Source organism: Streptomyces sp. NPDC001351, from assembly GCF_042896045.1.
Lineage (GTDB): Bacteria > Actinomycetota > Actinomycetes > Streptomycetales > Streptomycetaceae > Streptomyces.
This window is the reverse complement of sequence record NZ_JBIAWS010000021.1, coordinates 68,863-94,723: the sequence shown is the minus strand read 5'-3', so window position 1 is coordinate 94,723 and position 25,861 is coordinate 68,863. Positions and strand designations below refer to the sequence as shown.

Genomic DNA, 25,861 nt, shown 5'->3' with positions numbered 1-25,861 from the left:
GATCCCGATTCGCGGCGAGGTGGCCCTCAATGTCCGCAGCACCCGCACCCTCTTCCCGACGCCCCACCGTCACCGAACGCGAGGCCCGCCAGGTGGCGGAGGCGGCCCGTGAACAGGACTGGCGCAAGCCGAGCTTCGCCAAGGAACTCTTCCTCGGCCGCTTCCGCCTCGACCTCATCCACCCGCACCCCACGCCGTCCACCGAGGACGTGCAGCGCGGCGAGCAGTTCCTCACCAAGCTCCGCGACTTCTGCGAGACGAAGGTCGACGGCGCGCTGATCGAACGCGAGGCCCGGATCCCCGACGAGGTGATCAACGGCCTCAAGGAACTCGGCGCCCTCGGCATGAAGATCGACACCAAGTACGGCGGCCTCGGCCTCACCCAGGTGTACTACAACAAGGCCCTCGCGCTGGCGGGCTCGGCCTCCCCGGCGATCGGCGTACTGCTGTCGGCGCATCAGTCGATCGGCGTACCCCAGCCGCTGAAGCTGTTCGGCACCCAGGAGCAGAAGGAGCAGTTCCTGCCCCGGTGCGCGCGCACCGACGTCAGCGCCTTCCTGCTCACCGAGCCGGACGTCGGCTCCGACCCGGCCCGGCTCGCCACCAGCGCCGTGCCGGACGGGGACGACTACGTCCTCGACGGGGTGAAGCTGTGGACCACCAACGGCGTGATCGCCGACCTCCTGGTGGTGATGGCCCGGGTCCCGAAGAGCGAGGGCCACAAGGGCGGCATCACCGCCTTCGTCGTCGAGACCAACTCGCCGGGCATCACCGTCGAGAACCGCAACGCCTTCATGGGCCTGCGCGGCATCGAGAACGGCGTCACCCGCTTCCACCAGGTCCGCGTCCCGGCGGCCAACCGGATCGGTCCGGAGGGCGCCGGCCTGAAGATCGCCCTCACCACCCTCAACACCGGCCGGCTCTCGCTTCCCGCGTCCTGCGTGGCCGCAGGCAAGTGGTGCCTGAAGATCGCCCGCGAGTGGTCGGCGGCCCGTGAGCAGTGGGGCAAGCCGATCGCCCAGCACGAGGCGGTCGGGTCGAAGATCTCCTTCATCGCGGCGACCACCTTCGCCCTGGAGGCCGTACTCGACCTGTCCTCGCAGATGGCGGACGAGGACCGCAACGACATCCGCATCGAGGGCGCCCTGGCCAAGCTCTTCTCCTCGGAGATGGCCTGGCTCATCGCCGACGAACTCGTCCAGATCCGCGGCGGCCGCGGCTTCGAGACGGCCGCGTCCCTCGCCGCCCGCGGCGAGAAGGCCGTCCCCGCCGAGCAGGTCCTGCGCGACCTGCGCATCAACCGCATCTTCGAGGGCTCGACCGAGATCATGCACCTGCTGATCGCGCGTGAGGCCGTCGACGCCCACCTGTCGGTGGCCGGCGACCTCATCGACCCCGAGAAATCCCTCCAGGACAAGGCGAAGGCGGGCGCCAACGCCGGTGTCTTCTACGCCAAGTGGCTCCCGAAACTGGTCGCGGGACCGGGCCAGCTCCCCGTCTCCTACGGCCAGTTCAAGCACGGCGTGGATCTCTCCCCGCACCTGCGCTACGTCGAACGGCACGCCCGCAAGCTGGCCCGCTCCACCTTCTACGCCATGTCCCGCTGGCAGGGAAAGATGGAGACCAAGCAGGGCTTCCTCGGCCGCATCGTCGACATCGGTGCCGAACTGTTCGCGATGAGCGCGGCCTGCGTACGGGCCGAACTCCTGCGCAGCCAGGGCGACCACGGTCGCGAGGCCTACCAGCTCGCCGACGTCTTCTGCCGCCAGTCGCGCATCCGCGTCGAGGAGCTCTTCGGCCGCCTGTGGAGCAACACCGACGACCTCGACCGCAAGCTGGTCAAGGGCATCATGTCGGGCACGTACGAATGGCTGGAGGACGGCATCGTCGACCCGTCGGGCGAGGGACCGTGGATCGCCGCGGCCGACCCCGGGGCCTCGGCGAAGGAGAACCTGCACCGCCCCATCCGCTGACCTCCCGGCGGATCCGGGCCGGCCGGCAGGAACTGCTCCTGCCGGCCGACCCGAGCGGGCCCTGGTGCGTGCAGCTGCGGCGACCGACAACGACGCGGCCGGGGTCTCCTCACGCCTCCAAGGCAGTGGGGGAGCGCGTGCCCGGCCCGCGGCGCCGAGCTCGACCGCCGGGCAATCCCAGGAGGGATCCCGTTCCAACCCCCGCAGAGCGCGACAAGCCACCCGCCCGAGCGACGCACTGTCCTTCCGGCGCGCCGGCTCGGCAACAATGGAGGGATGAGCGACAGTCCAGCCCCACTCGCCGACCCTCATCTCGTCTACGACCCCGTGGCGGGAACCGGCCCGAAGGACGTGGTGATCCTCGGCTCCACCGGGTCGATCGGCACCCAGGCCATCGACCTCGTGCTGCGCAACCCCGACCGCTTCCGGGTCACCGGCCTGTCCGCCAACGGCGGCCGGATCGCCCTCCTCGCCGAGCAGGCGCACCGGCTGCGGGTACGGACCGTCGCGGTCGCCCGCGAGGACGCCGCGGAGGCACTGCGCGAGGCGCTCACCGCGCAGTACGGCACGGGGGAGCCGCTCCCGGAGATCCTCGCCGGGCCCGAGGCGGCCACCCAGCTCGCCGCCTCCGACTGCCACACCGTGCTCAACGGCATCACCGGCTCCATCGGCCTCGCGCCGACCCTCGCCGCCCTGGAGGCGGGCCGCACCCTCGCGCTCGCCAACAAGGAGTCGCTCATCGTCGGCGGCCCGCTGGTCAAGGCGCTCGCCAAGCCCGGGCAGATCATTCCGGTCGACTCCGAGCACGCGGCCCTCTTCCAGGCGCTGGCGGCCGGCACGCGGGCCGATGTACGCAAACTCGTCGTCACCGCCTCCGGCGGCCCCTTCCGCGGCCGTACCAGGGCCGAGCTGGCGAACGTCACCGTCCAGGACGCCCTCGCCCACCCCACCTGGGCCATGGGCCCGGTGATCACGATCAACTCGGCGACCCTCGTCAACAAGGGCCTCGAGGTGATCGAGGCACACTTGCTGTACGACCTTCCCTTCGACCGCATTGAGGTCGTCGTGCATCCCCAGTCGTATGTCCACTCGATGATTGAGTTCACCGACGGATCGACGATCGCCCAGGCGACGCCCCCCGACATGCGCGGGCCCATCGCCATCGGCCTGGGCTGGCCCGAGCGCGTCCCCGACGCGGCACCGGCCTTCGACTGGAGCACGGCGTCGACGTGGGAGTTCTTCCCGCTCGACAATGACGCGTTCCCGTCGGTGAACCTCGCCCGGCACGTGGGTGAGCTCGCGGGCACCGCCCCGGCGGTGTTCAATGCGGCCAACGAGGAGTGCGTGGAGGCGTTCCGCAGTGGCGCGCTGCCGTTCAACGGGATCATGGAGACCGTGACCAGGGTCGTCGAGGAGCACGGCACCCCGCCCACGGGAACTTCCCTCACCGTGCCGGACGTCCTCGAAGCGGAGACCTGGGCACGGGCCCGGGCCCGGGAACTGACGGCGCAGACGACTTCTGCCGCGGAGGCGCGTGCATGACATCCCTGATGATGATCCTCGGCATAGTGATCTTCGTGGTCGGTCTGCTGGTCTCGATCGCGTGGCACGAGCTGGGGCATCTGTCCACCGCCAAGCTCTTCGGCATCCGCGTGCCGCAGTACATGGTGGGCTTCGGCCCGACCCTGTGGTCGCGCAAGAAGGGCGAGACGGAGTACGGCTTCAAGGCCGTCCCGCTCGGCGGCTACATCCGCATGATCGGCATGTTCCCGCCCGGCGACGACGGCCGGATCACCGCGCGCTCCACCTCGCCCTGGCGCGGCATGATCGAGGACGCCCGCTCGGCGGCCTTCGAGGAACTCCGCCCCGGGGACGAGAACCGCCTCTTCTACACCCGCGCCCCCTGGAAGCGGGTCATCGTGATGTTCGCGGGCCCCTTCATGAACCTGATCCTGGCCGTGGCGCTGTTCCTCACGGTCCTGATGGGCTTCGGCATCACCCAGCAGACCACCACCGTCAGCTCCGTCTCGCAGTGCGTCATCGCCCAGAGCGAGAACCGCGACAAGTGCACGAAGTCCGACGCGGCCTCCCCGGCCGCCGCGGCGGGTCTCAAGGCCGGCGACAAGATCGTGTCCTTCAACGGGGTGCGGACCGACGACTGGAACAAGCTCTCCGACCTCATCCGCGCCACCCCCGGCAAGGACGTGGCGATCGTCGTCGACCGCAAGGGCCAGGAGACGACCCTGCACGCGAAGATCGCCACCAACCAGGTCGCGAAGAAGGACTCCACCGGCCACGTCGTCCCGGGCAAGTACGTCACCGCCGGCTTCCTCGGCTTCAGCGCCGCCAACGGCGTCGTCCGCCAGGACCTCGGCGAGTCCGTGTCCTGGATGGGCGACCGGCTCGGCGAGGCCGTCAGCTCCATCGCGGACCTGCCCGGCAAGATCCCCGCCCTGTGGAACGCGGCCTTCGACGGCGCCCCCCGCCAGCCCGACTCCCCGATGGGCGTGGTCGGCGCGGCCCGCGTCGGCGGCGAGATCTTCACCATGAACATCCCGCCGACCCAGCAGCTGGCCACGGCCCTGATGCTGATCGCCGGCTTCAACCTCTCCCTGTTCCTCTTCAACATGCTCCCGCTGCTCCCGCTCGACGGCGGACACATCGCGGGCGCCCTGTGGGAGTCGCTGCGCCGCCACCTGGCGAGGGTGCTGCGGCGCCCGGACCCGGGCCCGTTCGACGTGGCGAAGCTGATGCCGGTGGCGTACGTGGTGGCGGGCGTCTTCGTCTGCTTCACACTGCTGGTGCTGATCGCGGACGTGGTCAACCCCGTGAAAATCACCTAGCGGAAAGCAACTGGTCACGCGGCGTTTGTGGCGGCCCGGCACGCTTTGTGCCGGGCCGCCTTCCATTGAGTGGGTTTACGGGCGAGGGGGTCCCCCCGCCGAGTGTGTTCGAGGTGGGGGAGTGTGTGGGCCTGCACCGGTGCCGTAATCTCGAAGCCTGGAGCCCGCTGTACCGGGACCGGACCTTGATCCACGACTTGGGGTTGCACAGCAGATGACTGCGATTTCTCTCGGCATGCCGTCCATTCCGACCAGGGTTGCCGAGCGTCGGCAGAGCAGGCAGATCCAGGTCGGGTCCGTGGCGGTCGGCGGCGACGCGCCCGTGTCCGTGCAGTCGATGACCACGACCCGTACGTCCGACATCGGTGCGACCCTCCAGCAGATCGCCGAGCTCACCGCCTCCGGCTGCCAGATCGTGCGCGTGGCCTGCCCCACGCAGGACGACGCGGACGCGCTCGCCACCATCGCGAAGAAGTCGCAGATCCCGGTCATCGCCGACATCCACTTCCAGCCGAAGTACGTGTTCGCGGCCATCGAGGCGGGTTGCGCGGCCGTCCGCGTCAACCCGGGCAACATCAAGCAGTTCGACGACAAGGTCAAGGAGATCGCGCGGGCCGCCAAGGATCACGGCACCCCGATCCGCATCGGCGTCAACGCCGGCTCCCTCGACCGGCGCCTGCTCCAGAAGTACGGCAAGGCGACCCCCGAGGCCCTGGTTGAATCGGCCCTCTGGGAGGCGTCCCTCTTCGAGGAGCACGACTTCCGGGACATCAAGATCTCGGTCAAGCACAACGACCCGGTCGTGATGATCGAGGCGTACAAGCAGCTCGCCGCCCAGTGCGACTACCCGCTGCACCTCGGCGTGACCGAGGCCGGCCCCGCCTTCCAGGGCACGATCAAGTCGGCGGTGGCTTTCGGCGCCCTCCTGTCCCAGGGCATCGGCGACACCATCCGCGTCTCCCTCTCCGCGCCCCCCGTGGAGGAGGTCAAGGTCGGCAACCAGATCCTGGAGTCCCTGAACCTCAAGCAGCGCGGCCTGGAGATCGTCTCCTGCCCGTCCTGCGGCCGCGCCCAGGTCGACGTCTACAAGCTGGCCGAGGAGGTCACCGCGGGCCTGACCGGCATGGAGGTCCCCCTCCGCGTCGCCGTCATGGGCTGCGTCGTCAACGGCCCCGGCGAGGCCCGCGAGGCCGACCTCGGCGTCGCCTCCGGCAACGGCAAGGGCCAGATCTTCGTCAAGGGCGAGGTCATCAAGACGGTCCCCGAGTCCAAGATCGTGGAAACCCTCATCGAGGAGGCCATGAAGCTGGCCGAACAGATGGAGGCGGACGGCACCCCGTCCGGCGAACCGTCGGTCTCGGTGGCCGGCTGAGGAAGCTTTTCGAGCGCCGGTCGGAGCTTGGTCTTTCAGCCCGTCCGGCGCTTGAGGACGAGGCCGTTCAGGCCGAAAGCGGGGGTCTGGGGGAGGCAGCCCCCAGCGGCGGCACACCGGCCAAGCCCCACCGGGCAACGGGCAGTACGCCAACCGGGGGCGGCACCGCCCAGCTTCCGCAGGTACAGTGCGGAGATCAGCAGATCCTCACGATGAGGCCCGCACGTGTTGACGCAGACCACCTCACGGGTGCTCGAACCGAGCGACCTGGACGCCGCGCTCGCCGTCCTCGACCGCGAGCCGGTCGCGAACGCCTTCGTGACCTCCCGAGTGCAGGTCGCGGGCCTCGACCCGTGGCGGCTCGGCGGCGAGATGTGGGGCTTCTACGAGGAGGGCATGCTGACCTCCCTCTGCTACGCGGGCGCCAACCTCGTCCCGATCTGCGCCGGCCCGCGCGCCGTACGCGCCTTCGCCGACCGCGCCCGCAGGGCCGGCCGCCGCTGCTCGTCCATAGTCGGCCCCGTCGAGGCCACCACCCAGCTCTGGCGCCTGCTCGAACCCAGCTGGGGCCCGGCCCGCGAGGTCCGCGCCCACCAGCCGCTCATGGTCACCGACCGCATGCCCGCCGACATCGCCCCGGATCCGTACGTCCGCCGCATCCGCAAGGACGAGATGGAGACGATCATGCCGGCCTGCGTGGCGATGTTCACCGAGGAGGTCGGCGTCTCGCCGCTCGCCGGGGACGGGGGGCTGCTGTACCAGGCCCGGGTCGCCGAACTCGTCGGCTCGGGCCGCTCGTTCGCCCGCCTCGACGAGCGCGGCAAGGTCGTCTTCAAGGCGGAGATCGGCGCGGCCACCCCCCAGGCCTGCCAGATCCAGGGGGTGTGGGTCGCCCCCGAGTACCGGGGGAGGGGGATCGCCGCACCGGGCATGGCCGCGGTCCTGCGCTACGCGCTGGCGGACGTGGCCCCGATCGTCAGCCTCTACGTCAACGACTTCAACACCCCCGCGCGAAGGGCGTACCAGCGGGTGGGGTTCCAGGAGGTCGGCGCGTTCATGAGCGTTCTCTTCTAGCCGCACTTCAAGCCGGACTTCCGGCCGCGGTTCACAGCGCAGTTCTGAGCCTCGTACGAGACCTGTAGTCTCCCCGGCATGCTGCGCTTTCCCGGTCACGGACACCGCCATCCCGAAGACGTCGTGATCGGCCCCCTCGACCTGTCCGCCCGGGTCGACGAAGCGCTCGCCGTGCAGGCCGTGGCCTTCGGACTCGGCGCCGACGAGGTCGCCGTACGGCGGCAGATCGTCCTGCGGCACATGACGTACCCGGGAGCCCGCGCACTCGGCGCCACCGTCGAAGGCCGCCTCGTCGGCTTCGTCTACGGCATGCCGAACGACCGCACCCACTGGTGGTCCACCGTCGTCGAGCCGTACCTCCGCGCGCAGGGACACGACGGCTGGCTCGACAACTCCTTCGTGATCACCGAGCTGCACGTCCACCCGCGCCACCAGAACCGCGGCATCGGCCGCTCCCTGATCACGACCATCACCGACGGTGCCCTCGAGCCCCGCTCGATCCTGTCGGCGATCGACGTCGACAGCCCGGCCCGCGGCCTCTACCACTCCCTCGGCTACCAGGACCTGGCCCGCCAGGTCCTCTTCCCGAGCGCCCCGAAGCCGTACGCCGTGATGGGTGCCCCCTTGCCCCTGCGGCGCCGTTAACCGATTTCCACCGGAACCGGCCCCCCGGCTAACCTCCTTGCCATCACCCTTACGCAGCAGGAGTACGAGAACCATGGCGAACGCACCGGTCCAGCGCATGTCCCAGTTGATGGCGAAGACGCTGCGTGACGACCCGGCGGACGCCGAGGTCCTCAGCCACAAGCTGCTCGTCCGCGCCGGCTATGTGCGCCGCACGGCGGCCGGTATCTGGTCGTGGCTGCCGCTCGGCAAGAAGGTCCTCGCCAACGTGGAGCGGATCGTCCGTGAGGAGATGGACGCGATCGGCGCCCAGGAGGTGCTGCTCCCCGCCCTGCTGCCGCGGGAGCCGTACGACGCCACGGGCCGCTGGGACGAGTACGGCGCCGAGCTGTTCCGCCTCCAGGACCGCAAGGGCGGCGACTACCTGCTCGGCCCGACCCACGAGGAGATCTTCACCCTGCTGGTGAAGGACCAGGCGTCCTCCTACAAGGACCTGCCGGTGATCCTCTACCAGATCCAGCACAAGTACCGTGACGAGGCCCGTCCGCGGGCCGGCATCCTGCGCGGCCGTGAGTTCCTGATGAAGGACTCGTACTCCTTCGACACCGAGGACGAGGGCCTCGCCCGGTCCTACGCCCTGCACCGCCAGGCCTACCAGCGCGTCTTCGAGCGCCTCGGCCTCGACTACCGCATCTGCGCTGCCACCGCGGGCGCGATGGGCGGCTCCAAGTCGGAGGAGTTCCTCGCCCCGGCCGAGGCCGGCGAGGACACCTTCGCGGACTGCCCGAACTGCGACTTCGCGGCCAACACCGAGGCGATCACCTACGAGCTCAAGCCGGTGGACGCCGAGGGCGTGCCCGCGCTGGAGGAGATCCCGACCCCGGACACCCCGACCATCGAGACCCTCGCCGCCTTCCTCGAGGTCCCGGCCTCCGCCACCCTGAAGAACCTCCTCGTGAAGGTCGACGGCGAGATCGTCGCCGTGGGTGTCCCCGGTGACCGCGAGGTCGACATGGACAAGGTCGAGGCGCACTTCGCCCCGGCGGTCGTCGAGATGGTCACCGAGGCGGACTTCGCGGGCCGCCCGGACCTGGTCCGCGGCTATGTCGGCCCGCAGGGACGGGGCGAGAAGGTCACGTACATCGCCGACCCGCGCGTGGCCCCCGGCACCGCCTGGATCACCGGCGCCAACAAGGCGGGCACGCACGCCAGGAACGTCGTGGCGGGCCGTGACTTCGAGGTCGACCAGTACGTCGACGTCGTGGTCGTCCAGGAGGGCGACCCCTGCCCCAAGTGCGGTACCGGTCTCAAGCTGGACCGCGCCATCGAGATCGGCCACATCTTCCAGCTCGGCCGCAAGTACGCGGACGCCCTGAAGCTCGACGTCCTCGGCCAGAACGGCAAGCCGGTCCGCGTCACCATGGGCTCCTACGGCATCGGCGTCTCCCGCGCGGTCGCGGCCCTCGCCGAGCAGACCGCCGATGAGCAGGGCCTGTGCTGGCCCGCCGAGGTCGCCCCGGCCGACGTGCACGTCGTCGCCGCGGGCAAGGCCCTGCAGATCGAACTGGCCCTCGACGTCTCCGAGAAGCTGCGGGCGGCGGGTCTGCGCGTCCTGGTCGACGACCGGGCGGGCGTCTCCCCGGGCGTCAAGTTCACGGACGCGGAACTCATCGGCGTACCGAAGATCCTGGTCGCCGGCCGCCGCTCCGGCGAGGGTGTCCTGGAGCTGAAGGACCGCAGGTCCGGCGAGCGCGAGGAGCTGACGGTGGACGAGGCGATCGCCCGCCTGACCGCCTGAGCAACTCCTCAGGAACGTCTCTGGGGCTCTGAAGAGACCTCACAGACTTCTCTCAGGCCGTTCCCCGACCGTGGTGCGTGACAGAGCGTCACTATGGGAGGGGAACGGCGGTCGCGGAGCGGCGTTTCCGCCAATTTCTGCGCGGCATCGCCTCGCATCCTCATCATTTCCGGCCACGTGGGCAGTACATGCAACAGGTGGTGCACGGGTGAGGGGAGAGGGATGAGTCTGCGAGACGACGCGCGTGAGCTCCAGGGTGAACTGGCCGTCCTGCGCCGGGCGTTGCACCGGGAGCCGGAGATAGGCCTGCACCTGCCGCGCACACAGGAGAAGGTGCTGGCCGCGCTGGACGGACTGCCGCTGGAGATCAGCACCGGCAGTTCGCTGTCCTCCGTGACGGCCGTGCTGCGCGGCGGCGCCGCGCCCGGCGGCCCCGTCGTACTGCTGCGCGGTGACATGGACGCCCTGCCCGTCACCGAGCGCACCGGCGAGGACTTCGCCTCCCGGATCGCGGGCGCCATGCACGCCTGCGGCCACGACCTGCACACGGCCGGTCTGGTCGGGGCCGCCCGGCTGCTCGCGGACCGGCGCGCGAGCCTCGCCGGGGACGTGGTGTTCATGTTCCAGCCGGGGGAGGAGGGCTGGGACGGCGCCGGTCACATGGTGGCGGAGGGTGTGCTGGACGCGGCGGGACGCCCGGTCGACGCCGCCTACGGACTGCACGTCAGCTCGTCGTCGTATCCCACCGGCGTCTTCGCCTCCCGCCCCGGCCCGCTGATGGCGGCCTCTGCGGGTCTGCATGTGCGCGTGGTCGGCGCCGGCGGCCACGGCTCCCGCCCGCACGACTCCCTCGACCCCATCCAGGCGGCCTGCGAGATGGTCACCGCGCTGCAGACGATGGTGACCCGGCGCTTCGACGTGTTCGACCCGGTCGTGGTCACCGTCGGCACCTTCCACGCCGGCACCCGGCGCAACATCATCCCCGACGACGCGTCCTTCGAGGCGACCGTCCGCACCTTCTCGCCGGCCGCCGCCGAACGCATCGCGGAGGTCTCCGTACGCCTCTGCCGGGACATCGCCACCGCCCACGGCCTCACCGCCGAGGTCGACTTCGTCCCCGAATACCCGGTCACCGTCAACCACGCCGACGAGCACGACTTCCTCGCCGACACCGTCCGCGAGGCCTTCGGGGAGGAACGTTTCGAGCAGCTCACCGACCCGATCACCGGCTCGGAGGACTTCTCCCGGATCCTGGACCGGGTGCCGGGCGCCTTCGTCTTCCTGGGCGCCGACGCCACCGGCGATCCGGAGACCGCCCCCACCAACCACTCCCCGCTGGCCGCCTTCGACGACGCGGTGCTGTCCGACGGCGCCGCCCTGCTCGCCGAACTCGCCGTCCGCCGGCTGGACCGTCTCGCCGAGGAGGCACCGTGCGCCCGTACCATCTGATCCCCGCCGTGCCCGCGCTCGGCCTGGTCCTGATGCCGTTCCTGCCGTTCGTGAACACCGCCGGGCTGTGGTTCGGGCTGCCCCGGATGCTGGTGTGGGGCGCGGTGTGGTGCGTGATGTGCACACCCGCGCTGCTTCTCACGGAGCGCCTCATGAACCGCGAGGAGGCCGACAGGTGACGACGATCCTGGTCATGACGTTCACCGGCATCGCCCTGATCGGCGTCCTCGGATTCGTCGGCCGCCGCAAGCCCGCCGCCGACCTTTCCGAATGGGCCGTCGGCGGACGCCGTTTCGGCGCGCTGAGCATGTGGTTCCTGCAGGCCGGAGAGGTGTTCACCACCTTCACCTTCCTCGGCATGGCAGGCCTCGCCTTCAGCGGCGGAGTCGCCGCCCTCTACGCCCTCCCGTACGTCCCCATCGGCTACATGGTGCTGTTCTTCCTCGCCAAGCGCCTGTGGTCGCTGGGCAAGGAGCGCGGCTACCTCACCCAGGGCGACTACCTGGAGGACCGCTACGACAGCAAACTGCTCGGCACGGTCGCGGCCGTCCTCGGTGTGGTCTTCGTGCTGCCGTATCTCCAACTCCAGATCACCGGCCTGGGGTTGATCGTCCAGCTGGTCACCGGCGACTCGGCCTCCGGCACCCTCAGCATGGTCATCGGCTGTGCGCTGGTCGTGGCCTTCGTGCTGTGGGCGGGCCTGCACGGTGTCGCGATGACGTCGTACTTCAAGGACGTCGTCATGCTGGTCGTCCTGGCCGTGCTGCTCATCGCCGTCCCGGCGCACTTCACGGGCGGTGTCACGGCCATGTTCCACCGCATCGACAAGCTCCACCCGGAGCTGCTGACGATCCACGCGGGGCCGTCCGACCAGGTCTGGTTCACCACGAGCATGCTGGTCAGCATGCTCGGCGTCGGCCTGATGTGCCTGCCGCACGCCTGGCCGGCCGTGATGTCCGCCCGCGACCCCAAGGTGCTGCGCCGCAACTACACCTGGATGCCGCTGTACGAACTCTGCCTTCTGATGCCCATCATCGTGGGCTTCGCCGCCGTCCTCGTCGTCAAGCCGGGCACCCCGGCCAACGGCATCCTGCTGACGCTGAGCAAGCAGGTGCTGCCGACGTGGGCGACGGGCCTGGTCGTGGTCGCGGCCATCGCGACGGCGATGGTGCCGGCGGCGGGCATCCTGATCGGCATCTCGTCCCTGGTGGCCCGCAACATCGCCCGGGTGCGGGACGAGCGGAAGCAGTTCTGGATCAACCACGGCACGGTGGTGGCCGCCTGCGGTCTCTCCCTCCTCCTCGCCATCTACCGCCCCGACCTCCTCGCCAACCTCCTCCTGCTCACCTACAGCGGCACGGTCCAGCTGGCTCCCGCCATCGCCCTGGGCTTCCTGTCCCGCCGCCCGGTGGGCAAGGTGGCCGTCCTCGCCGGGCTCTTCGCGGGCGAACTGGTCGTCGTCTGGCTGACGTTCTGGCAGAAGGGCCTTGCGGGAAACGTCAACGCCGGCCTGGTGGGCCTGGCAGCGAACATCGTCGTACTCGTCCTGGCGGCAGCCGCCGAACGCCTGACGACCCGCACCCCGGCACAGGACGTCGCCCGTTCGCCTGCCGCCTCCACCTCACCCTGAACGGCATCGGTCTGCCGGGTGCTCAAAGCCACCCGGCGAACTCGAGCAACAGCTCCGCATCCTTCCCCCGCCCCACCCGAAGCGCCCGCACCCCGGACTCCACCGCCCGGAACAACGTCCACCCCCGCAACCGCTCCTGATCCACGTCCAAGGACTCGGCAAGCCGCTTCACCCGCCGCCGCGTCGTCGCCGCCCCCGCCGGCGAGGCGATCAGATCCTCCACCCGGTCCCGTACCAACCGGGCGAGATCGAACGCGCACTCACCCACCACCGGGTCGGGCCCCACGGCCAACCACGGCATCCGCTCGCCGGCGAGCACCTTGCTCTGCCGAAACGTGCCGTGCAGCAGCCGCTGTTCAGGCGGATCCGCCAGCAGCCCCTCGCGGGCGTCGACCGCGGCGTCGACCAGCACAGCCACCTCGGCGAAGCCCGAAGCGGTCGCCCGCATGGCCTCGGCCTGCCGCCCCGTCCGCTCGGCCACGGTCTCGAAGACATGCGCGCCCTCGTCGGCAGGTGGCTCCACCCACAGCCGCCGCAACGTCCCCGCCGCCTCCAACAGGGCCTTCGCCTCCGGCAACGACCGCACCGACACATCCGGATGCAGCCGCTCCAGCAGCAACACACCCTCCGCCGTGAACGGTTCGACCAGCTGTACGGCGCCCATACCGCCCCAGTGCGCCAGCGCCGCCCGCTCGCTCTCCGGACGGGCCCGTGGCGGGGCCAGCTTCAGCACGGCGGGCGTCCCGTCGGGGCGCCGCACCAGCACGACCAGGCTGCTGCGGCCACCGGGCACGTGCACCCGTTCCACGGTCAACTCGCGTAGCGCGACCGCCTGCTGGGCCGCCTCGGGCAGCTTCTCCAGCCAGTCGTCGCCGTCCGGTGCCGTCTCACCGAGCGCCCTGACCAGACGCTGCGGCGGTGCGAAAACCATACGCGAGTCGTTCCCTTCCAGTACGCGTTACGCCGTGGGGGCCGGCGAGGCCGGGGCGGTGGCCGCCCGCTCGGCGAGCCCAGGGAAGGCTACGCTCTCGCCGCTCCAGCGCACCGCCCGCACCGCCGCCTCCCGCATCGCCCCGGCAGCCGTCCGCCGCCGCTCGCCCACGGTCGCCCGCACCAGGTCGGAGTAGACCCCGGCCACCCGGTCCTCCAGCTCGGTGGCCAGCCGCACGGCAGCGGCCGAGTCCGGCACCGGGAAGGGCAGCGCGTACGCCGCCGCCGAGGCAACCGGCGTGCCGCCCAGGTCGCGCACCTCGCGGGTGAGCGCGTCCCGCCGGGCCCGGTGCGCGTCGTACGCCGCCCGGGCCTCCGTACGCCGTCCCGGGCGGATCCGCCCGCCGACCACCCCGTAGCCGTACACCGCCGCATGCTCGGCGGCCAGTGCCGCCTGCAGGGCCTTCAGCTCCTTCTCCCGGCTCATCGGGCACCCTCCGTCAGCAGATACGCATGTGCCGCCCCGGCCGCCGCCACCGAGGCCAGCAGCCGCGCCAGCTCACCCGGCACGTCGAGGAGCGCCGCGATCCGCCGGTCGGCCAGGGCCCGCTCGGCGGCGGCCAGCTCGGCGAGGGCGTCCTTCTGGTTCACGGGTACGACGGCGGAGGGCGAAGCCGACTCCGGCGCCGTGGGGGAGGACTTCGCCACCGTCCCCCCGAAGGCCTCCACATGCCGGTCGACCTCCGCCCGCAGCGCCCCCAACCGCTCCGCCACGGCGGGATGCGCGGCGATCACGGCGTCGTACCGCCCGAGCAGCACCGCACTGTCCCGTGCCGCACGCGCGCGTGCCTTCTCCGTGACCGACGGACTGCCACCGGTGCTCTCCTCGGACTCCCCGCCGGAGCACCCCGCCAACAGGGCGGCCCCGGCGGCCGAAGCAAGCACGGATCTTCTGCGCGGCCCCGAAGGGGCGCGCAAGGGCGGGGGGTACGACACGGCTGACGTCCTCGGGGGCCTCGTACGAACGCATGGGCGGGAAACCGCCCCGCCGTGATCACGGTACCCGCGCCCGCGCCCGCCGGTGTTCATCGGCACCGCACGTCCGTACGTGTACGGCAACACACCCTGCGACCGGATACCCTTTGACCAGACACGCGACCCATCCCACAACAGCACACGCGGCCGAGGAGTCACCCGGATGAGCACCACCCAGAGCGAGAGGCTGCGAGAGCTCCTGGAACCGCTCGTCAGCTCCCAGGGCCTGGATCTCGAAGAGATCGCAGTGGACTCCGTCGGACGCAAGCGGGTGCTGCGCGTGGTCGTCGACTCCGACACCGGTGCCGATCTGGACCAGATCGCCGATGTGAGCCGCGCGCTCTCGGCGAAACTCGACGAGACGGACGCGATGGGCGAGGGCGAGTACACCCTCGAGGTCGGAACCCCCGGCGCGGAGCGCCTCCTCAAGGAACACCGGCACTACGTGCGCGCCGTGGACCGGCTGGTGAAGTTCCAGCTGGCCGAGGGCGGGGAACTGGTCGCCAGGATCCTCAAGGTCGACGACGAAGGCCTTGATCTCGAAGTGCCCGGGGTGAAGGGCCGCAGGGCGACCAGCCGCAGACTCGCCTTCGGCGACGTCGACAAGGCGCGCGTGCAGGTCGAGTTCAATCGCAAGGACAAGAACGAGAAGGAAGAGGAGGCGTAGCCGTGGACATCGACATGAGTGCCCTGCGGGGCTTGGTACGGGAGAAGGAGATCTCCTTCGACCTGCTGGTCGAGGCGATCGAGTCGGCCCTCCTCATCGCCTACCACCGCACCGAGGGAAGCCACCGCCACGCGCGCGTGAAGCTCGACCGGGAGACCGGACACGTGGTCGTGTGGGCGAAGGAGGACCCCGAGGACCTCGAAGAGGGCCAGGAGCCCCGCGAGTTCGACGACACCCCGTCCGACTTCGGCCGTATCGCCGCCACCACCGCCAAGCAGGTCATCCTGCAGCGGCTGCGCGACGCCGAGGACGACGCGACGCTCGGCGAGTACGCCGGCCGTGAGGGCGACATCGTCACCGGCGTGGTCCAGCAGGGCCGCGACCCCAAGAACGTGCTCGTGGACATCGGCAAGCTCGAGGCCATCCTGCCGGTGCAGGAGCAGGTGCCCGGCGAGACGTACCCGCACGGCATGCGGCTGCGCTCGTACGTCGTACGCGTGGCGAAGGGCGTCCGCGGGCCGTCCGTGACCCTCTCGCGCACCCACCCGAACCTGGTGAAGAAGCTCTTCGCCCTGGAGGTGCCGGAGATCGCCGACGGGTCCGTGGAGATCGCCGCGATCGCCCGTGAGGCCGGTCACCGCACCAAGATCGCCGTGCGGTCCACCCGTTCGGGCCTGAACGCCAAGGGCGCCTGCATCGGCCCCATGGGCGGGCGTGTGCGCAACGTGATGGGCGAGCTGAACGGCGAGAAGATCGACATCGTCGACTGGTCGGACGACCCGGCGGAGATGGTCGCCAACGCGCTGTCGCCCGCCCGGGTCTCCAAGGTGGAGGTCGTGGACCTCGCCGCCCGCTCCGCGCGGGTGACGGTGCCGGACTACCAGCTGTCGCTGGCGATCGGCAAGGAAGGGCAGAACGCCCGCCTCGCGGCCCGGCTGACCGGCTGGCGGATCGACATCCGTCCGGACACCGAGCAGACCGAGGATCAGCGCGGAGACCAGCGGAGCGACCAGCGCGGGGAATAGATCCAAGCCGCGGATGGCTTAGATCACGACAGTTGTATGCGCGGAACTGTTCGATTCTTGCCCCAAAGGGGTGAGGTCGCCACGGGGAGGTAGACTTAAGGGTGTCTGGCCGGACGCGCGCCCGCGCATGCCCTGAGCGCACCTGTGTGGGGTGCAGGCAGCGAGCGGCCAAGAAGGATCTGCTGCGCATCGTGGCGGTCGAGGATGAATGCGTCCCCGATCATCGCGGTACGCTGCCCGGCCGGGGTGCTTATGTGCACCCCGCCCTGGTCTGTCTCGACCTGGCGGTACGCCGCCGGGCGTTCACGCGGGCGCTGCGCGCCCCGGGAGCGCTCGACACAAAGGCGTTGCGCCTCTATGTCGAGCAGGCAACACCGTAAGACGTGGTCGTACGGAACCTCCGTGCGGCCCTGGTACCCCGCGAGTTGGAAGTAGGTCGAGATTGCGATGAGCACTCGATGAGCACGCGATGAGTACGCCCATGAAGTAGCGACGGTCCGGCCGCAACCCGGACCTAAAAGGAGCGAAGTGGCTAAGGTCCGGGTATACGAACTCGCCAAGGAGTTCGGGGTTGAGAGCAAGGTCGTCATGGCCAAGCTCCAGGAACTCGGTGAATTCGTCCGTTCGGCGTCTTCGACCATCGAAGCGCCCGTCGTCCGTAAGCTGACGGACGCCCTCCAGCAGGGCAACGGAGGCGGCAAGTCCGCCCCCGCACGCAAGGCTGCCCCGGCTCGTCCGGCAGCCCCCTCTCCCGCGCAGGCCGCCCGTCCGGCCGCCCCGCGCCCGCCGGCTCCCAAGCCGGCCGCCGCCGAGAAGCCCGCGGCTCCCGCCGCGCCGGCCGCTCCCGGCCCCCGTCCCACCCCGGGCCCGAAGCCCGCGCCGCGGCCCGCCCCGGCGTCCCCGGCTCCGACCACGCCCGAGTTCACGGCGCCTCCGGCGGCTCCCGCCGCCCCGGCTGCCTCCCAGGGCCAGGGCTCCGGCCCGCGTCCGGGCGCCCCGCGTCCGGCAGGCCAGGCCCCGCGTCCCGGCGCCCGTCCCGGCGGCCCCGCTCAGGGCGGCCAGGGCCGTGGCGACCGCGGTGACCGTCCCGGCGCCCCGCGCCAGGGTGGCGGCGCTCCGCGTCCCGGTGCCCGTCCGGCCGGTCCCCGTCCGGGCAACAACCCCTTCACCTCCGGTGGCTCCACCGGCATGGCGCGCCCGCAGGCGCCCCGTCCGGGTGGTGCTCCGCGTCCCGGCGGCCCGGGTGGCGCCCCCGGCGGCGCTCCGCGTCCGCAGGGTGCCGGCCAGGGTGGTCCGCGTCCCCAGGGTGCGGCGGGCGGCCCCCGTCCGCAGGCTCCGGGCGGCCCGCGTCCGACCCCGGGCGGCATGCCCCGTCCGCAGGGCGGCCCCCGTCCCGGCGGCGGCCCCGGCGGCCCGCGTCCGAACCCCGGCATGATGCCGCAGCGTCCGGCTGCCGGCCCGCGTCCCGGCGGCGGTGGCCCCGGCGGCCGCGGTCCCGGCGGCGGCGGTCGTCCCGGTGGCGGCGGTCGTCCGGGCGGCGGCGGCTTCGCCGGTCGTCCCGGTGGTGGCGGTGGCGGTGGCGGCTTCGCCGGTCGTCCCGGCGGTCCCGGTGGCGGTGGCGGCGGTTTCGCCGGTCGTCCCGGTGGCCCCGGTGCGGGTGCCGGCGGCGGCGGTCGTCCCGGCTTCGGTGGTCGTCCCGGCGGTCCCGGTGGCCGTGGTGGCACGCAGGGCGCCTTCGGTCGTCCCGGCGGTCCCGCGCGTCGCGGTCGCAAGTCGAAGCGGCAGAGGCGCCAGGAGTACGAGGCCATGCAGGCCCCGTCGGTCGGCGGCGTGATGCTGCCTCGCGGCAACGGCGAGACCATTCGCCTGTCGCGCGGTGCCTCCCTCACCGACTTCGCGGAGAAGATCAACGCCAACCCGGCGTCGCTCGTCGCGGTCATGATGAACCTGGGCGAGATGGTCACGGCCACGCAGTCCGTCTCCGACGAGACGCTGCAGCTCCTCGCGGGCGAGATGAACTACGAGGTTCAGATCGTCAGCCCCGAGGAGGAGGACCGCGAGCTGCTCGAGTCCTTCGACATCGAGTTCGGCGAGGACGAGGGCGGCGAGGAGGACCTGGTCGTCCGTCCGCCGGTCGTGACCGTCATGGGTCACGTCGACCACGGTAAGACCCGACTGCTCGACGCCATCCGCAAGACGAACGTCATCGCGGGCGAGGCCGGCGGCATCACCCAGCACATCGGTGCCTACCAGGTCGCGACCGAGGTCAACGACGAAGAGCGCAAGATCACCTTCATCGACACCCCGGGTCACGAGGCGTTCACCGCCATGCGTGCCCGTGGTGCGAAGTCGACCGACATCGCGATCCTGGTCGTCGCGGCCAACGACGGCGTCATGCCGCAGACGGTCGAGGCGCTCAACCACGCCAAGGCGGCCGACGTCCCGATCGTCGTCGCGGTCAACAAGATCGACGTCGAGGGCGCCGACCCGACCAAGGTGCGCGGTCAGCTCACCGAGTACGGCCTTGTGGCCGAGGAGTACGGCGGCGACACGATGTTCGTCGACATCTCCGCCAAGCAGGGTCTGCACATCGACTCCCTGCTGGAGGCCGTGGTCCTCACCGCGGACGCCTCGCTCGACCTGCGGGCCAACCCGAACCAGGACGCGCAGGGCATCTCCATCGAGTCCCGCCTCGACCGCGGCCGCGGTGCCGTGTCGACGGTCCTCGTCCAGCGAGGCACCCTGCGGGTCGGCGACACGATGGTCGTGGGCGACGCCTACGGCCGAGTCCGCGCCATGCTCGACGACAACGGCAACAACGTCGCCGAGGCCGGCCCGTCGACGCCGGTCCAGGTCCTCGGCCTGACCAACGTCCCGGGTGCGGGCGACAACTTCCTGGTGGTGGACGAGGACCGTACGGCCCGTCAGATCGCCGAGAAGCGCGCCGCCCGTGAGCGCAACGCCGCGTTCGCCAAGCGCACGCGCCGTGTCTCCCTCGAGGACCTGGACAAGGTGCTCAAGGCCGGCGAGGTCCAGCAGCTCAACCTCATCATCAAGGGTGACGCTTCTGGTTCCGTCGAGGCCCTCGAGTCCTCCCTGCTCCAGCTGGACGTCGGCGAAGAGGTCGACATCCGCGTCCTGCACCGCGGCGTCGGTGCGGTCACGGAGTCGGACATCGACCTGGCGATGGGCTCGGACGCCATCGTGATCGGCTTCAACGTCCGTGCGGCAGGCCGCGCGGCGCAGATGGCCGAGCGGGAGGGCGTGGACGTCCGCTACTACTCGGTCATCTACCAGGCGATCGAGGAGATCGAGGCGGCCCTCAAGGGCATGCTCAAGCCGGAGTTCGAGGAGGTCGAGCTCGGTACGGCGGAGATCCGCGAGGTCTTCAAGTCGTCCAAGCTGGGCAACATCGCGGGTGTTCTCATCCGCTCCGGCGAGGTCAAGCGCAACACCAAGGCGCGCCTCATCCGCGACGGCAAGGTGGTCGCGGAGAACCTCAACATCGAGGGTCTGCGTCGCTTCAAGGACGACGTCACCGAGATCCGCGAAGGGTTCGAGGGCGGTATCAACCTCGGCAACTTCAACGACATCAAGGTCGACGACGTCATCGCGACGTACGAGATGCGCGAGAAGCCGCGCGTCTGATCCAGCACGCGATCGGGGCCGATCGGCGGGGAAGTTCCTCCACGGAATTTCCGTCGATCGGCCCCGGCCGTTGCGTGTACGGTTCCCGTATCGGCGTCGAAGCGTGGCGCCCGTACCCCGAACCGGCGGGACATCCGGACACACATGTATGTGGGGACTCTGTCCTTCGACCTGCTCCTCGGCGACGTCCACTCGCTCAAGGAGAAACGCTCTCTCGTCCGTCCGATAGTGGCCGAGCTCCAGCGCAAGTACGCGGTGAGCGTGGCGGAGACGGGCAGCCAGAACCTCCATCGCCGGGCCGAGATCGGCCTCGCGATGGTCTCCGGGGACACGGGACACCTCTCCGACGTACTGGACCGCTGCGAGCGGCTGGTCGCCGGGCGGCCCGAGGTGGAACTGCTCTCGGTTCGACGCAGGCTCCACAGCGACGAAGACTGAAGCAAGAAGTAAGCACTTAAGGAGACGGACCAGTGGCCGACAACGCGCGTGCCAAGAGGCTGGCGGACCTCATCCGAGAGGTGGTGGCCCAGAAGCTGCAGCGCGGGATCAAGGACCCGCGGCTCGGCTCGCACGTCACCATCACGGACACCCGGGTCACTGGGGACCTGAGGGAGGCGACCGTCTTCTACACGGTGTACGGGGACGACGAGGAGCGGGCGGCCGCCGCCGCCGGTCTGGAGAGCGCCAAGGGCGTGCTGCGTTCCGCGGTCGGCGCGGCCGCGGGCGTGAAGTTCACGCCGACGCTGACCTTCGTCGCGGACGCCCTGCCGGACACCGCCCGGACCATCGAGGACCTCCTCGACAAGGCCCGCCAGTCCGACCAGAAGGTGCGCGAGGTCTCGGCCGGCGCCACCTACGCCGGCGAGGCGGACCCGTACAAGAAGCCGGGTGAAGACGAGGACGACACCGCCGAATGACCCAGAAGAACCGGACGCCCGACGGGCTTGTCATCGTGGACAAGCCGTCGGGCTTCACCTCGCACGACGTGGTCGCCAAGATGCGCGGCATCGCCCGCACCCGGCGCGTCGGGCACGCGGGAACCCTCGACCCCATGGCGACGGGCGTGCTCGTCCTCGGCGTCGAGCGCGCCACCAAGCTGCTCGGTCACCTCGCGCTGACCGAGAAGGAGTACCTGGGCACGATCCGCCTCGGGCAGACGACCCTGACCGACGACGCAGAGGGCGAGATCACGGGGTCGGCAGACGCCTCGAAGGTCACCCGCGAGGCCGTCGACGCCGGGATCGCGAAGCTCACCGGCGACATCATGCAGGTCCCGTCGAAGGTCAGCGCCATCAAGATCGACGGTGTGCGCTCCTACAAGCGGGCGCGGGAGGGCGAGGAGTTCGAGATCCCCGCCCGGCCCGTCACCGTCTCCTCCTTCGCGGTGTACGACGTCCGTGACGCCGTCGCCGAGGACGGCACCCCGGTGCTGGACCTGGTGGTCTCCGTGGTCTGCTCGTCGGGCACCTACATCCGGGCCCTGGCCCGCGACCTGGGCGCCGGTCTGGGCGTCGGCGGTCACCTCACCGCGCTGCGCCGCACCCGGGTGGGCCCGTACAAGCTGGACTCGGCGAAGACGCTCGACGAGCTCCAGAAGGAGCTCACCGTGATGCCGATCGCCGAAGCGGCCACGGCCGCGTTCCCGCGCTGGGACGTGGACGCCAAGCGGGCCCGGCTGCTCACCAACGGCGTACGGCTGGAGATGCCCGAGGTGTACGCGGGCGGCGGCCCGGTGGCCGTGTTCGACCCCGAGGGGCACTTCCTCGCGCTCGTGGAGGAACAGAAGGGCAAGGCGAAGAGCCTGGCCGTCTTTGGCTGAGCCCCGGTAACGCACAGGTACTGCCTGCCCGTGGAGCGGCGGTCACGGGGTTGTGCCCGCCGCTCCACGGTCCCCCCTCGGTTCCCCCACCCCTAGGGTGTATCCACCGACCCCCGCCTGTTCACCCGTCCGGGCAGGCGCTCGGAGTGAACCGAGGGAGCGGAAGGGGGCGCGTTCGCCAAGTGATCTGTCCCGCTGATCATCGTGGCCCTAACGTCGAGCTGAGGGCACAGTTGTACGGCGGGGAGGCTCGAACATGGCGGGACGGGGCCCGCGGACCGGGGACGGACACCGGCCGGCGGAGGATACGCGAACGGGACACACCTCTGACGGGGAACCGGCCGCCCGCGACGCCGCCCTGGTCCGCATCCACGACCTGGCCGGCCGCCCCCGCGGCACCGGCTTCGTCGCCGACCACCACGGCACCGTCATCACCAGCCACGAGGCCGTCGACGGCCTGCCCAGGCTCGTCCTGCACACCGTCGGCGATCGCACCTGCCTGGTGACCGCGGACGCGGTGACCCCGCTGCCCGACCTGGACCTGGCCCTCGTACGCACCGAGGGCCTCGGCGTCGAACCGCTGCCGGTCACGGTCCGGGACCGGGTCGAGACCGGCCGATACGTCCACCTCGCCGCCGGCTGCTGGCGCGAGGCCCGTGTGCTGAGCACGACCTCCGTGACGTATGCGGCGACGGACCGCTTCCATCTCCTCGACGAGGCCCTGGAGTTGGCGATCGGCACAACCGGCCGGGACGCCCTGCGGCTGGGCGGCGGGGCGGCCGGCGGACCGGTCCTGGACGCCGAAACCGGAGCCGTCGTCGCCGTCCTCGGCACCGCACTGCACTCCGGCCACCGCGACGTCGGCTTCGCGGTCCCGCTCCTCCCCCACTCTCGGCTTCGCTCGAGCGGGGGGACCCCCATCGCACCGTGCGACCCGCTTGCCGGCCTGCTCGCCCGGAACGCGGAGACCGTGCCTGCATACGGAGCCGACCTCAACCTGGCCGGTGTACTGGAACTGACGGCCACGTCGGTGGGCCAGGACGGCCCGCCGGGGGCGCTGGAGGGCCGCGTCGGCCGGACGGGCGTCGAGCCGGTCGAACGAGCCGAGACGGCAAGGGAGTTGGCCGCATTCGTGCAGGGCCCGGCCACCGTCCTCGGCCTCGTCGGGCCACCGGGCAGCGGCCGTACGACGGAACTCGCGTCCCTCGCCGCCCGCCGCAACCGCGGCCCCGAACCGGCCCCCACGCTGTGGCTGCGCGGCGCCGACCTGAAGGAGGACGACACCTCGGTCGTGGACGCGGCCGCCCGTGCGCTGGCCCGCGCCGCCCGCATCGTCGCGGCGGCGAAGTCCACCTCCGCGGCCGCCCTCGGCGACACCGGCCCGAACCGCCTCGCCCAGGCCGCCCGCACAGCGGACCGCCCCCTGCTCCTCCTCCTGGACGGCCCCGAGGAAATGCCGCCCGCCCTGACCCACCGCCTGGAGGAGTGGACCGAGGAAACGGCGGAATGGCTGCGCGAGACGGGGACGCGGCTGATCGTGGCGTGCAGGACGGAGTACTGGGAGGCCTTTTCGGCCGCTGCCGGCACGCTGTGCGGCGCCGGTCCGCATATTTCAGCCCGTCCGGCGTTTGAGGACGAGGCCGTTCAGGCCGAAAGCGGGGGTCTGGGGGCGGCAGCCCCCCGGGACGGGACGGGTAGGGGCGTCGGGGGCGACCTCCCCTGCGTGCGCCTCGGCGACCTCACGGAGGACGAGGCCCGCAGAGCCCGCGCGCGCTACCGCATCCCCGAGGGCACCCTCGAAGCCCCCGACGCCCGCCACCCCCTCACCCTCCGCCTCCTCTCAGAGGTCAACGCGGCCCTCCAGGACGCCCCCCACGCCCGCGTGGACCGCAACGACGTCCTCGCCGCCCACCTCGACCTGATGTGCCTGCGCATCGCCGTCAGACTGGCCGCCGAGAACGGACTGCGCGGCACCGCCGTGCGCCGCCTCGCCGCAAAGGTCTCCGGCCAGGTCCACGAGGCCGCCCGCCGCAGCCTCGGCCCAGGACAGGGCGAGCTGGACCGGAAGACCTTCGAGGCGGTGTTCCCCTGGGGAGCGGCCCCCGCGCGGCTGGGCGGCGGCACCGGCTGGGCGTCAGCGGTCCTCACCGAGGGCCTGCTCGTCCCCGCCGGCAGCGGCTACCGCTTCGCCCACGAGGAACTCGCCGACTGGCTCCAGGGCATGCACCTCGACCTCGACGAGGCCCTGCGCACCCTGGTCCACCACGGCCACACCCCTGACGGCGGCACCCGCCCCCTCCCCGTACCGCACCACCGCATCGGCCCCGTCGTAGAGGCCCTGCTGCTCCTCGCCCGTCAGGAGGGGTCCGCCCAACTCGCCGTGAGAATGGAGGAGTTGGCCAACGTCCTGGATGCGGATCCGCACTCCTGGTGGCCCGCACGCCTCCTCACCGAAACCCTGCTGCGCGTACCGGACGCCACCCCGTACCTGGCGGTGCTGCGACGGCTCGCCGACCGGCTCGTGGCGGCACGCCGGCAGGAGTGCGCCAACTCCCGGGAGACCAAGGGCGATTCCCGTCCGGCCCGCGCCGCGACAGACCCCTTCGCCCCCGGCTTCTGGACCGCCCTGCCGCTCCCGCAGACCGAACGCCTCGACCTGCTGCGCCACCTGCTTCTCGCCGACGGCCCACCGCAGGACACCGGCCCCCGCTATCTGGACGCCGTCTCCCGGCTCCTCGCCGACGACCCCACCGCCGTACAACCCCTCCTCACCCGCTGGTTCGACGACGCCCGCCCGCTCCCCGCGACCCCGCACGCGACCGTCGCCGAGGCCGCGCAGGCGCTGCTGCACACCCACCGGCACCTCGCCCTGGACGACCTGACCGAGGTGCTGGTCGAGAGCGCGCACCCGAGGGCGGACGAACTGCTCGCCGTACTCGCGGAGGACGAGCCGTCGACCATCTGCCGGGCCGTCGACCGGTGGGCGCACGACGAGCGGCCCGCGCGGCGGGTGGCGGCGGTGGCGTACGGCCTGCGCGCCGCGCCCCACGTCCGCACCGACGCCGACCGCGAACTCCTGCGCTACGCCGCCCTCGCCCTCCTCGCCCGCCCCGCCGACTGCACCCTGCACGGCGGCGCGCTCGCCCTCCTCGTCCGCGATCCACGCACGCGTGCCCGCCATCTCCCGCAGGCCCTGCGGCAGTTCGCGGCCGGTGACCCGCACTTCCCGCCGAGCGCCCTCGTCGCCGCCCTGACCACGCACCCGGAACCGGTCCTCGGTGCCTTCCGTGAGCGTCTGCGCGGCCCGGACGCCGGCCAGGCGCTGCGCACGCTCGCCGACGTCACCACGCCCCCGCTGGCCCGCAGGGTCGCCACACTGGTGCGGGAGGCGGTGGAGCGGCGCCCGGAGACAGCCGCCGACGTGGCTGCGTACGTCGACCGGCAGCTCGACCAGGGACCGGAGGCCCGCGCCGTGCTCTTCCCCCTGGTCACCGGTCTCCTCGACGGCGGCCCGGAGGAGGTGCGGGCCGCGCTCGCCGCCGTACTCGCCGCTCCCGGCACTCCCGCCTCCCGCGTCCTGCGCCGCGAACTCCTCGACTTCCTCCTGACCCACGAACAGGCCGCCGCGGTCCTGGACACCCTGCTGCACGCCGCGGCCCGGCACGCCGGAGACGACGCGCGCGAGCTGGTGCACCGCACCGGGCTGCTCCTGGTCCGCACCCCGGACGGCGCGGCCCGCTTCGACCGCGGCCTGGTCGACCTGGGCCGTCAGCTCCCCGGCTTCGCGGCCCGCATGTGCGGCTGGCTGACCGAGGCCCCGCAGGCCTGGTCGGCGGTGGTGGGCCCCGGCGCCCGCCGGATGATCGAGAACCTGGCGGGCGCCCGCGTGCCGGTCTGAGCAGCGCGGCCGCGCCCATATGCGCCCCTATCCGCGGGGCGCGTGGCGTGCGTCGGGTCACAGCCCCCCTACCGAT

Annotated in this window: 21 protein-coding genes; 18 read left to right on the top strand and 3 right to left on the bottom strand. The window is 71.6% G+C overall.

Annotation, left to right across the window (positions count from 1 at the left end; all coding sequences use genetic code 11):
• Nucleotides 1–29: 29 nt before the first annotated feature.
• From ACFY1U_RS46360 to ACFY1U_RS46315, 10 genes are all read left to right on the top strand, one after another.
• Nucleotides 30–1,973 carry an acyl-CoA dehydrogenase family protein gene (locus ACFY1U_RS46360; RefSeq protein WP_390700115.1) on the top strand — a complete coding sequence of 648 codons (1,944 nt, stop codon included), beginning with the start codon at nucleotides 30–32 and terminating at the stop codon, nucleotides 1,971–1,973.
• 276 nt (nucleotides 1,974–2,249) lie between these two features.
• Entirely contained in the window at nucleotides 2,250–3,515 is a 1,266-nt protein-coding gene (gene dxr / locus ACFY1U_RS46355) for a 1-deoxy-D-xylulose-5-phosphate reductoisomerase (RefSeq protein WP_390700114.1), read from the top strand.
• An 8-nt stretch (nucleotides 3,516–3,523) separates the two neighbouring features.
• Nucleotides 3,524–4,816: a M50 family metallopeptidase gene (locus tag ACFY1U_RS46350; protein WP_390700169.1), complete on the top strand. Its 1,293-nt coding sequence runs from the start codon at nucleotides 3,524–3,526 to the stop codon at nucleotides 4,814–4,816.
• Nucleotides 4,817–5,030: 214 nt separating this feature from the next.
• Nucleotides 5,031–6,188 (top strand): flavodoxin-dependent (E)-4-hydroxy-3-methylbut-2-enyl-diphosphate synthase, encoded by a 1,158-nt coding sequence (ispG, locus tag ACFY1U_RS46345; RefSeq protein ID WP_390700113.1) that lies wholly within the window; start codon nucleotides 5,031–5,033, stop codon nucleotides 6,186–6,188.
• Nucleotides 6,189–6,413: 225 nt separating this feature from the next.
• Nucleotides 6,414–7,262 (top strand): GNAT family N-acetyltransferase, encoded by an 849-nt coding sequence (locus ACFY1U_RS46340; RefSeq protein WP_390700112.1) that lies wholly within the window; start codon nucleotides 6,414–6,416, stop codon nucleotides 7,260–7,262.
• Between the two features lie 78 nt (nucleotides 7,263–7,340).
• Nucleotides 7,341–7,907 (top strand): GNAT family N-acetyltransferase, encoded by a 567-nt coding sequence (locus ACFY1U_RS46335; RefSeq protein WP_390700111.1) that lies wholly within the window; start codon nucleotides 7,341–7,343, stop codon nucleotides 7,905–7,907.
• Between the two features lie 73 nt (nucleotides 7,908–7,980).
• Nucleotides 7,981–9,684: a proline--tRNA ligase gene (locus ACFY1U_RS46330; RefSeq protein WP_390700110.1), complete on the top strand. Its 1,704-nt coding sequence runs from the start codon at nucleotides 7,981–7,983 to the stop codon at nucleotides 9,682–9,684.
• Nucleotides 9,685–9,906: 222 nt separating this feature from the next.
• Complete coding sequence (locus tag ACFY1U_RS46325; RefSeq protein ID WP_390700109.1) at nucleotides 9,907–11,133, top strand: M20 family metallopeptidase; 1,227 nt, start codon at nucleotides 9,907–9,909, stop codon at nucleotides 11,131–11,133.
• Nucleotides 11,115–11,312 carry a hypothetical protein gene (locus ACFY1U_RS46320; RefSeq protein ID WP_390700108.1) on the top strand — a complete coding sequence of 66 codons (198 nt, stop codon included), beginning with the start codon at nucleotides 11,115–11,117 and terminating at the stop codon, nucleotides 11,310–11,312. The genes ACFY1U_RS46325 and ACFY1U_RS46320 overlap by 19 nt, the downstream gene beginning before the upstream one ends.
• Nucleotides 11,309–12,763, top strand: a complete 1,455-nt coding sequence (locus ACFY1U_RS46315; RefSeq protein WP_390700107.1) for a sodium:solute symporter — start codon at nucleotides 11,309–11,311, stop codon at nucleotides 12,761–12,763. Before ACFY1U_RS46320 ends, ACFY1U_RS46315 begins: the two co-directional genes overlap by 4 nt.
• A 22-nt stretch (nucleotides 12,764–12,785) precedes the next feature.
• Here the strand turns inward: ACFY1U_RS46315 and ACFY1U_RS46310 are convergent, their stop codons facing one another.
• Genes ACFY1U_RS46310 through ACFY1U_RS46300 form a run of 3 tightly spaced genes read right to left on the bottom strand, consistent with a single transcriptional unit; the run spans nucleotide 12,786 to nucleotide 14,689 of the window.
• The gene (locus ACFY1U_RS46310) at nucleotides 12,786–13,694 is read right to left on the bottom strand and encodes an aminoglycoside phosphotransferase family protein (protein ID WP_390700106.1); all 909 of its coding nucleotides are present in this window, start codon (nucleotides 13,692–13,694) and stop codon (nucleotides 12,786–12,788) included.
• Nucleotides 13,695–13,721: 27 nt separating this feature from the next.
• Nucleotides 13,722–14,180, bottom strand: a complete 459-nt coding sequence (locus ACFY1U_RS46305; protein WP_390700105.1) for a ferritin-like domain-containing protein — start codon at nucleotides 14,178–14,180, stop codon at nucleotides 13,722–13,724.
• Nucleotides 14,177–14,689 carry a hypothetical protein gene (locus ACFY1U_RS46300; RefSeq protein WP_390700104.1) on the bottom strand — a complete coding sequence of 171 codons (513 nt, stop codon included), beginning with the start codon at nucleotides 14,687–14,689 and terminating at the stop codon, nucleotides 14,177–14,179. Before ACFY1U_RS46300 ends, ACFY1U_RS46305 begins: the two co-directional genes overlap by 4 nt.
• Nucleotides 14,690–14,891: 202 nt before the next feature.
• On the opposite strand from ACFY1U_RS46300, the gene rimP reads away from it, so the two are divergent.
• The 8 genes from rimP (at nucleotide 14,892) to ACFY1U_RS46260 (ending at nucleotide 25,785) form a co-directional block, all read left to right on the top strand.
• On the top strand, nucleotides 14,892–15,395 hold the full coding sequence (gene rimP, locus ACFY1U_RS46295; protein ID WP_390700103.1) for a ribosome maturation factor RimP: 504 nt from the start codon (nucleotides 14,892–14,894) through the stop codon (nucleotides 15,393–15,395).
• Between the two features lie 2 nt (nucleotides 15,396–15,397).
• Complete coding sequence (gene nusA, locus ACFY1U_RS46290) at nucleotides 15,398–16,420, top strand: transcription termination factor NusA (RefSeq protein ID WP_390700102.1); 1,023 nt, start codon at nucleotides 15,398–15,400, stop codon at nucleotides 16,418–16,420.
• A 101-nt stretch (nucleotides 16,421–16,521) separates the two neighbouring features.
• Nucleotides 16,522–16,800 (top strand): YlxR family protein, encoded by a 279-nt coding sequence (locus tag ACFY1U_RS46285; protein WP_181922298.1) that lies wholly within the window; start codon nucleotides 16,522–16,524, stop codon nucleotides 16,798–16,800.
• 148 nt (nucleotides 16,801–16,948) lie between these two features.
• Nucleotides 16,949–20,068 carry a translation initiation factor IF-2 gene (gene infB / locus ACFY1U_RS46280; protein WP_390700101.1) on the top strand — a complete coding sequence of 1,040 codons (3,120 nt, stop codon included), beginning with the start codon at nucleotides 16,949–16,951 and terminating at the stop codon, nucleotides 20,066–20,068.
• A gap of 144 nt (nucleotides 20,069–20,212) precedes the next feature.
• On the top strand, nucleotides 20,213–20,506 hold the full coding sequence (locus ACFY1U_RS46275; RefSeq protein WP_242775834.1) for a DUF503 domain-containing protein: 294 nt from the start codon (nucleotides 20,213–20,215) through the stop codon (nucleotides 20,504–20,506).
• A gap of 32 nt (nucleotides 20,507–20,538) precedes the next feature.
• Nucleotides 20,539–20,985, top strand: a complete 447-nt coding sequence (rbfA, locus tag ACFY1U_RS46270; protein WP_351480218.1) for a 30S ribosome-binding factor RbfA — start codon at nucleotides 20,539–20,541, stop codon at nucleotides 20,983–20,985.
• Nucleotides 20,982–21,887, top strand: coding sequence for a tRNA pseudouridine(55) synthase TruB (gene truB / locus ACFY1U_RS46265; RefSeq protein ID WP_390700100.1), 906 nt, complete (start codon nucleotides 20,982–20,984; stop codon nucleotides 21,885–21,887). The genes rbfA and truB overlap by 4 nt, the downstream gene beginning before the upstream one ends.
• A 256-nt stretch (nucleotides 21,888–22,143) precedes the next feature.
• A complete protein-coding gene (locus tag ACFY1U_RS46260; protein ID WP_390700099.1) occupies nucleotides 22,144–25,785 on the top strand; it encodes a trypsin-like peptidase domain-containing protein in 3,642 nt (1,213 codons plus the stop codon).
• The last annotated feature ends 76 nt before the right edge of the window (nucleotides 25,786–25,861 follow it).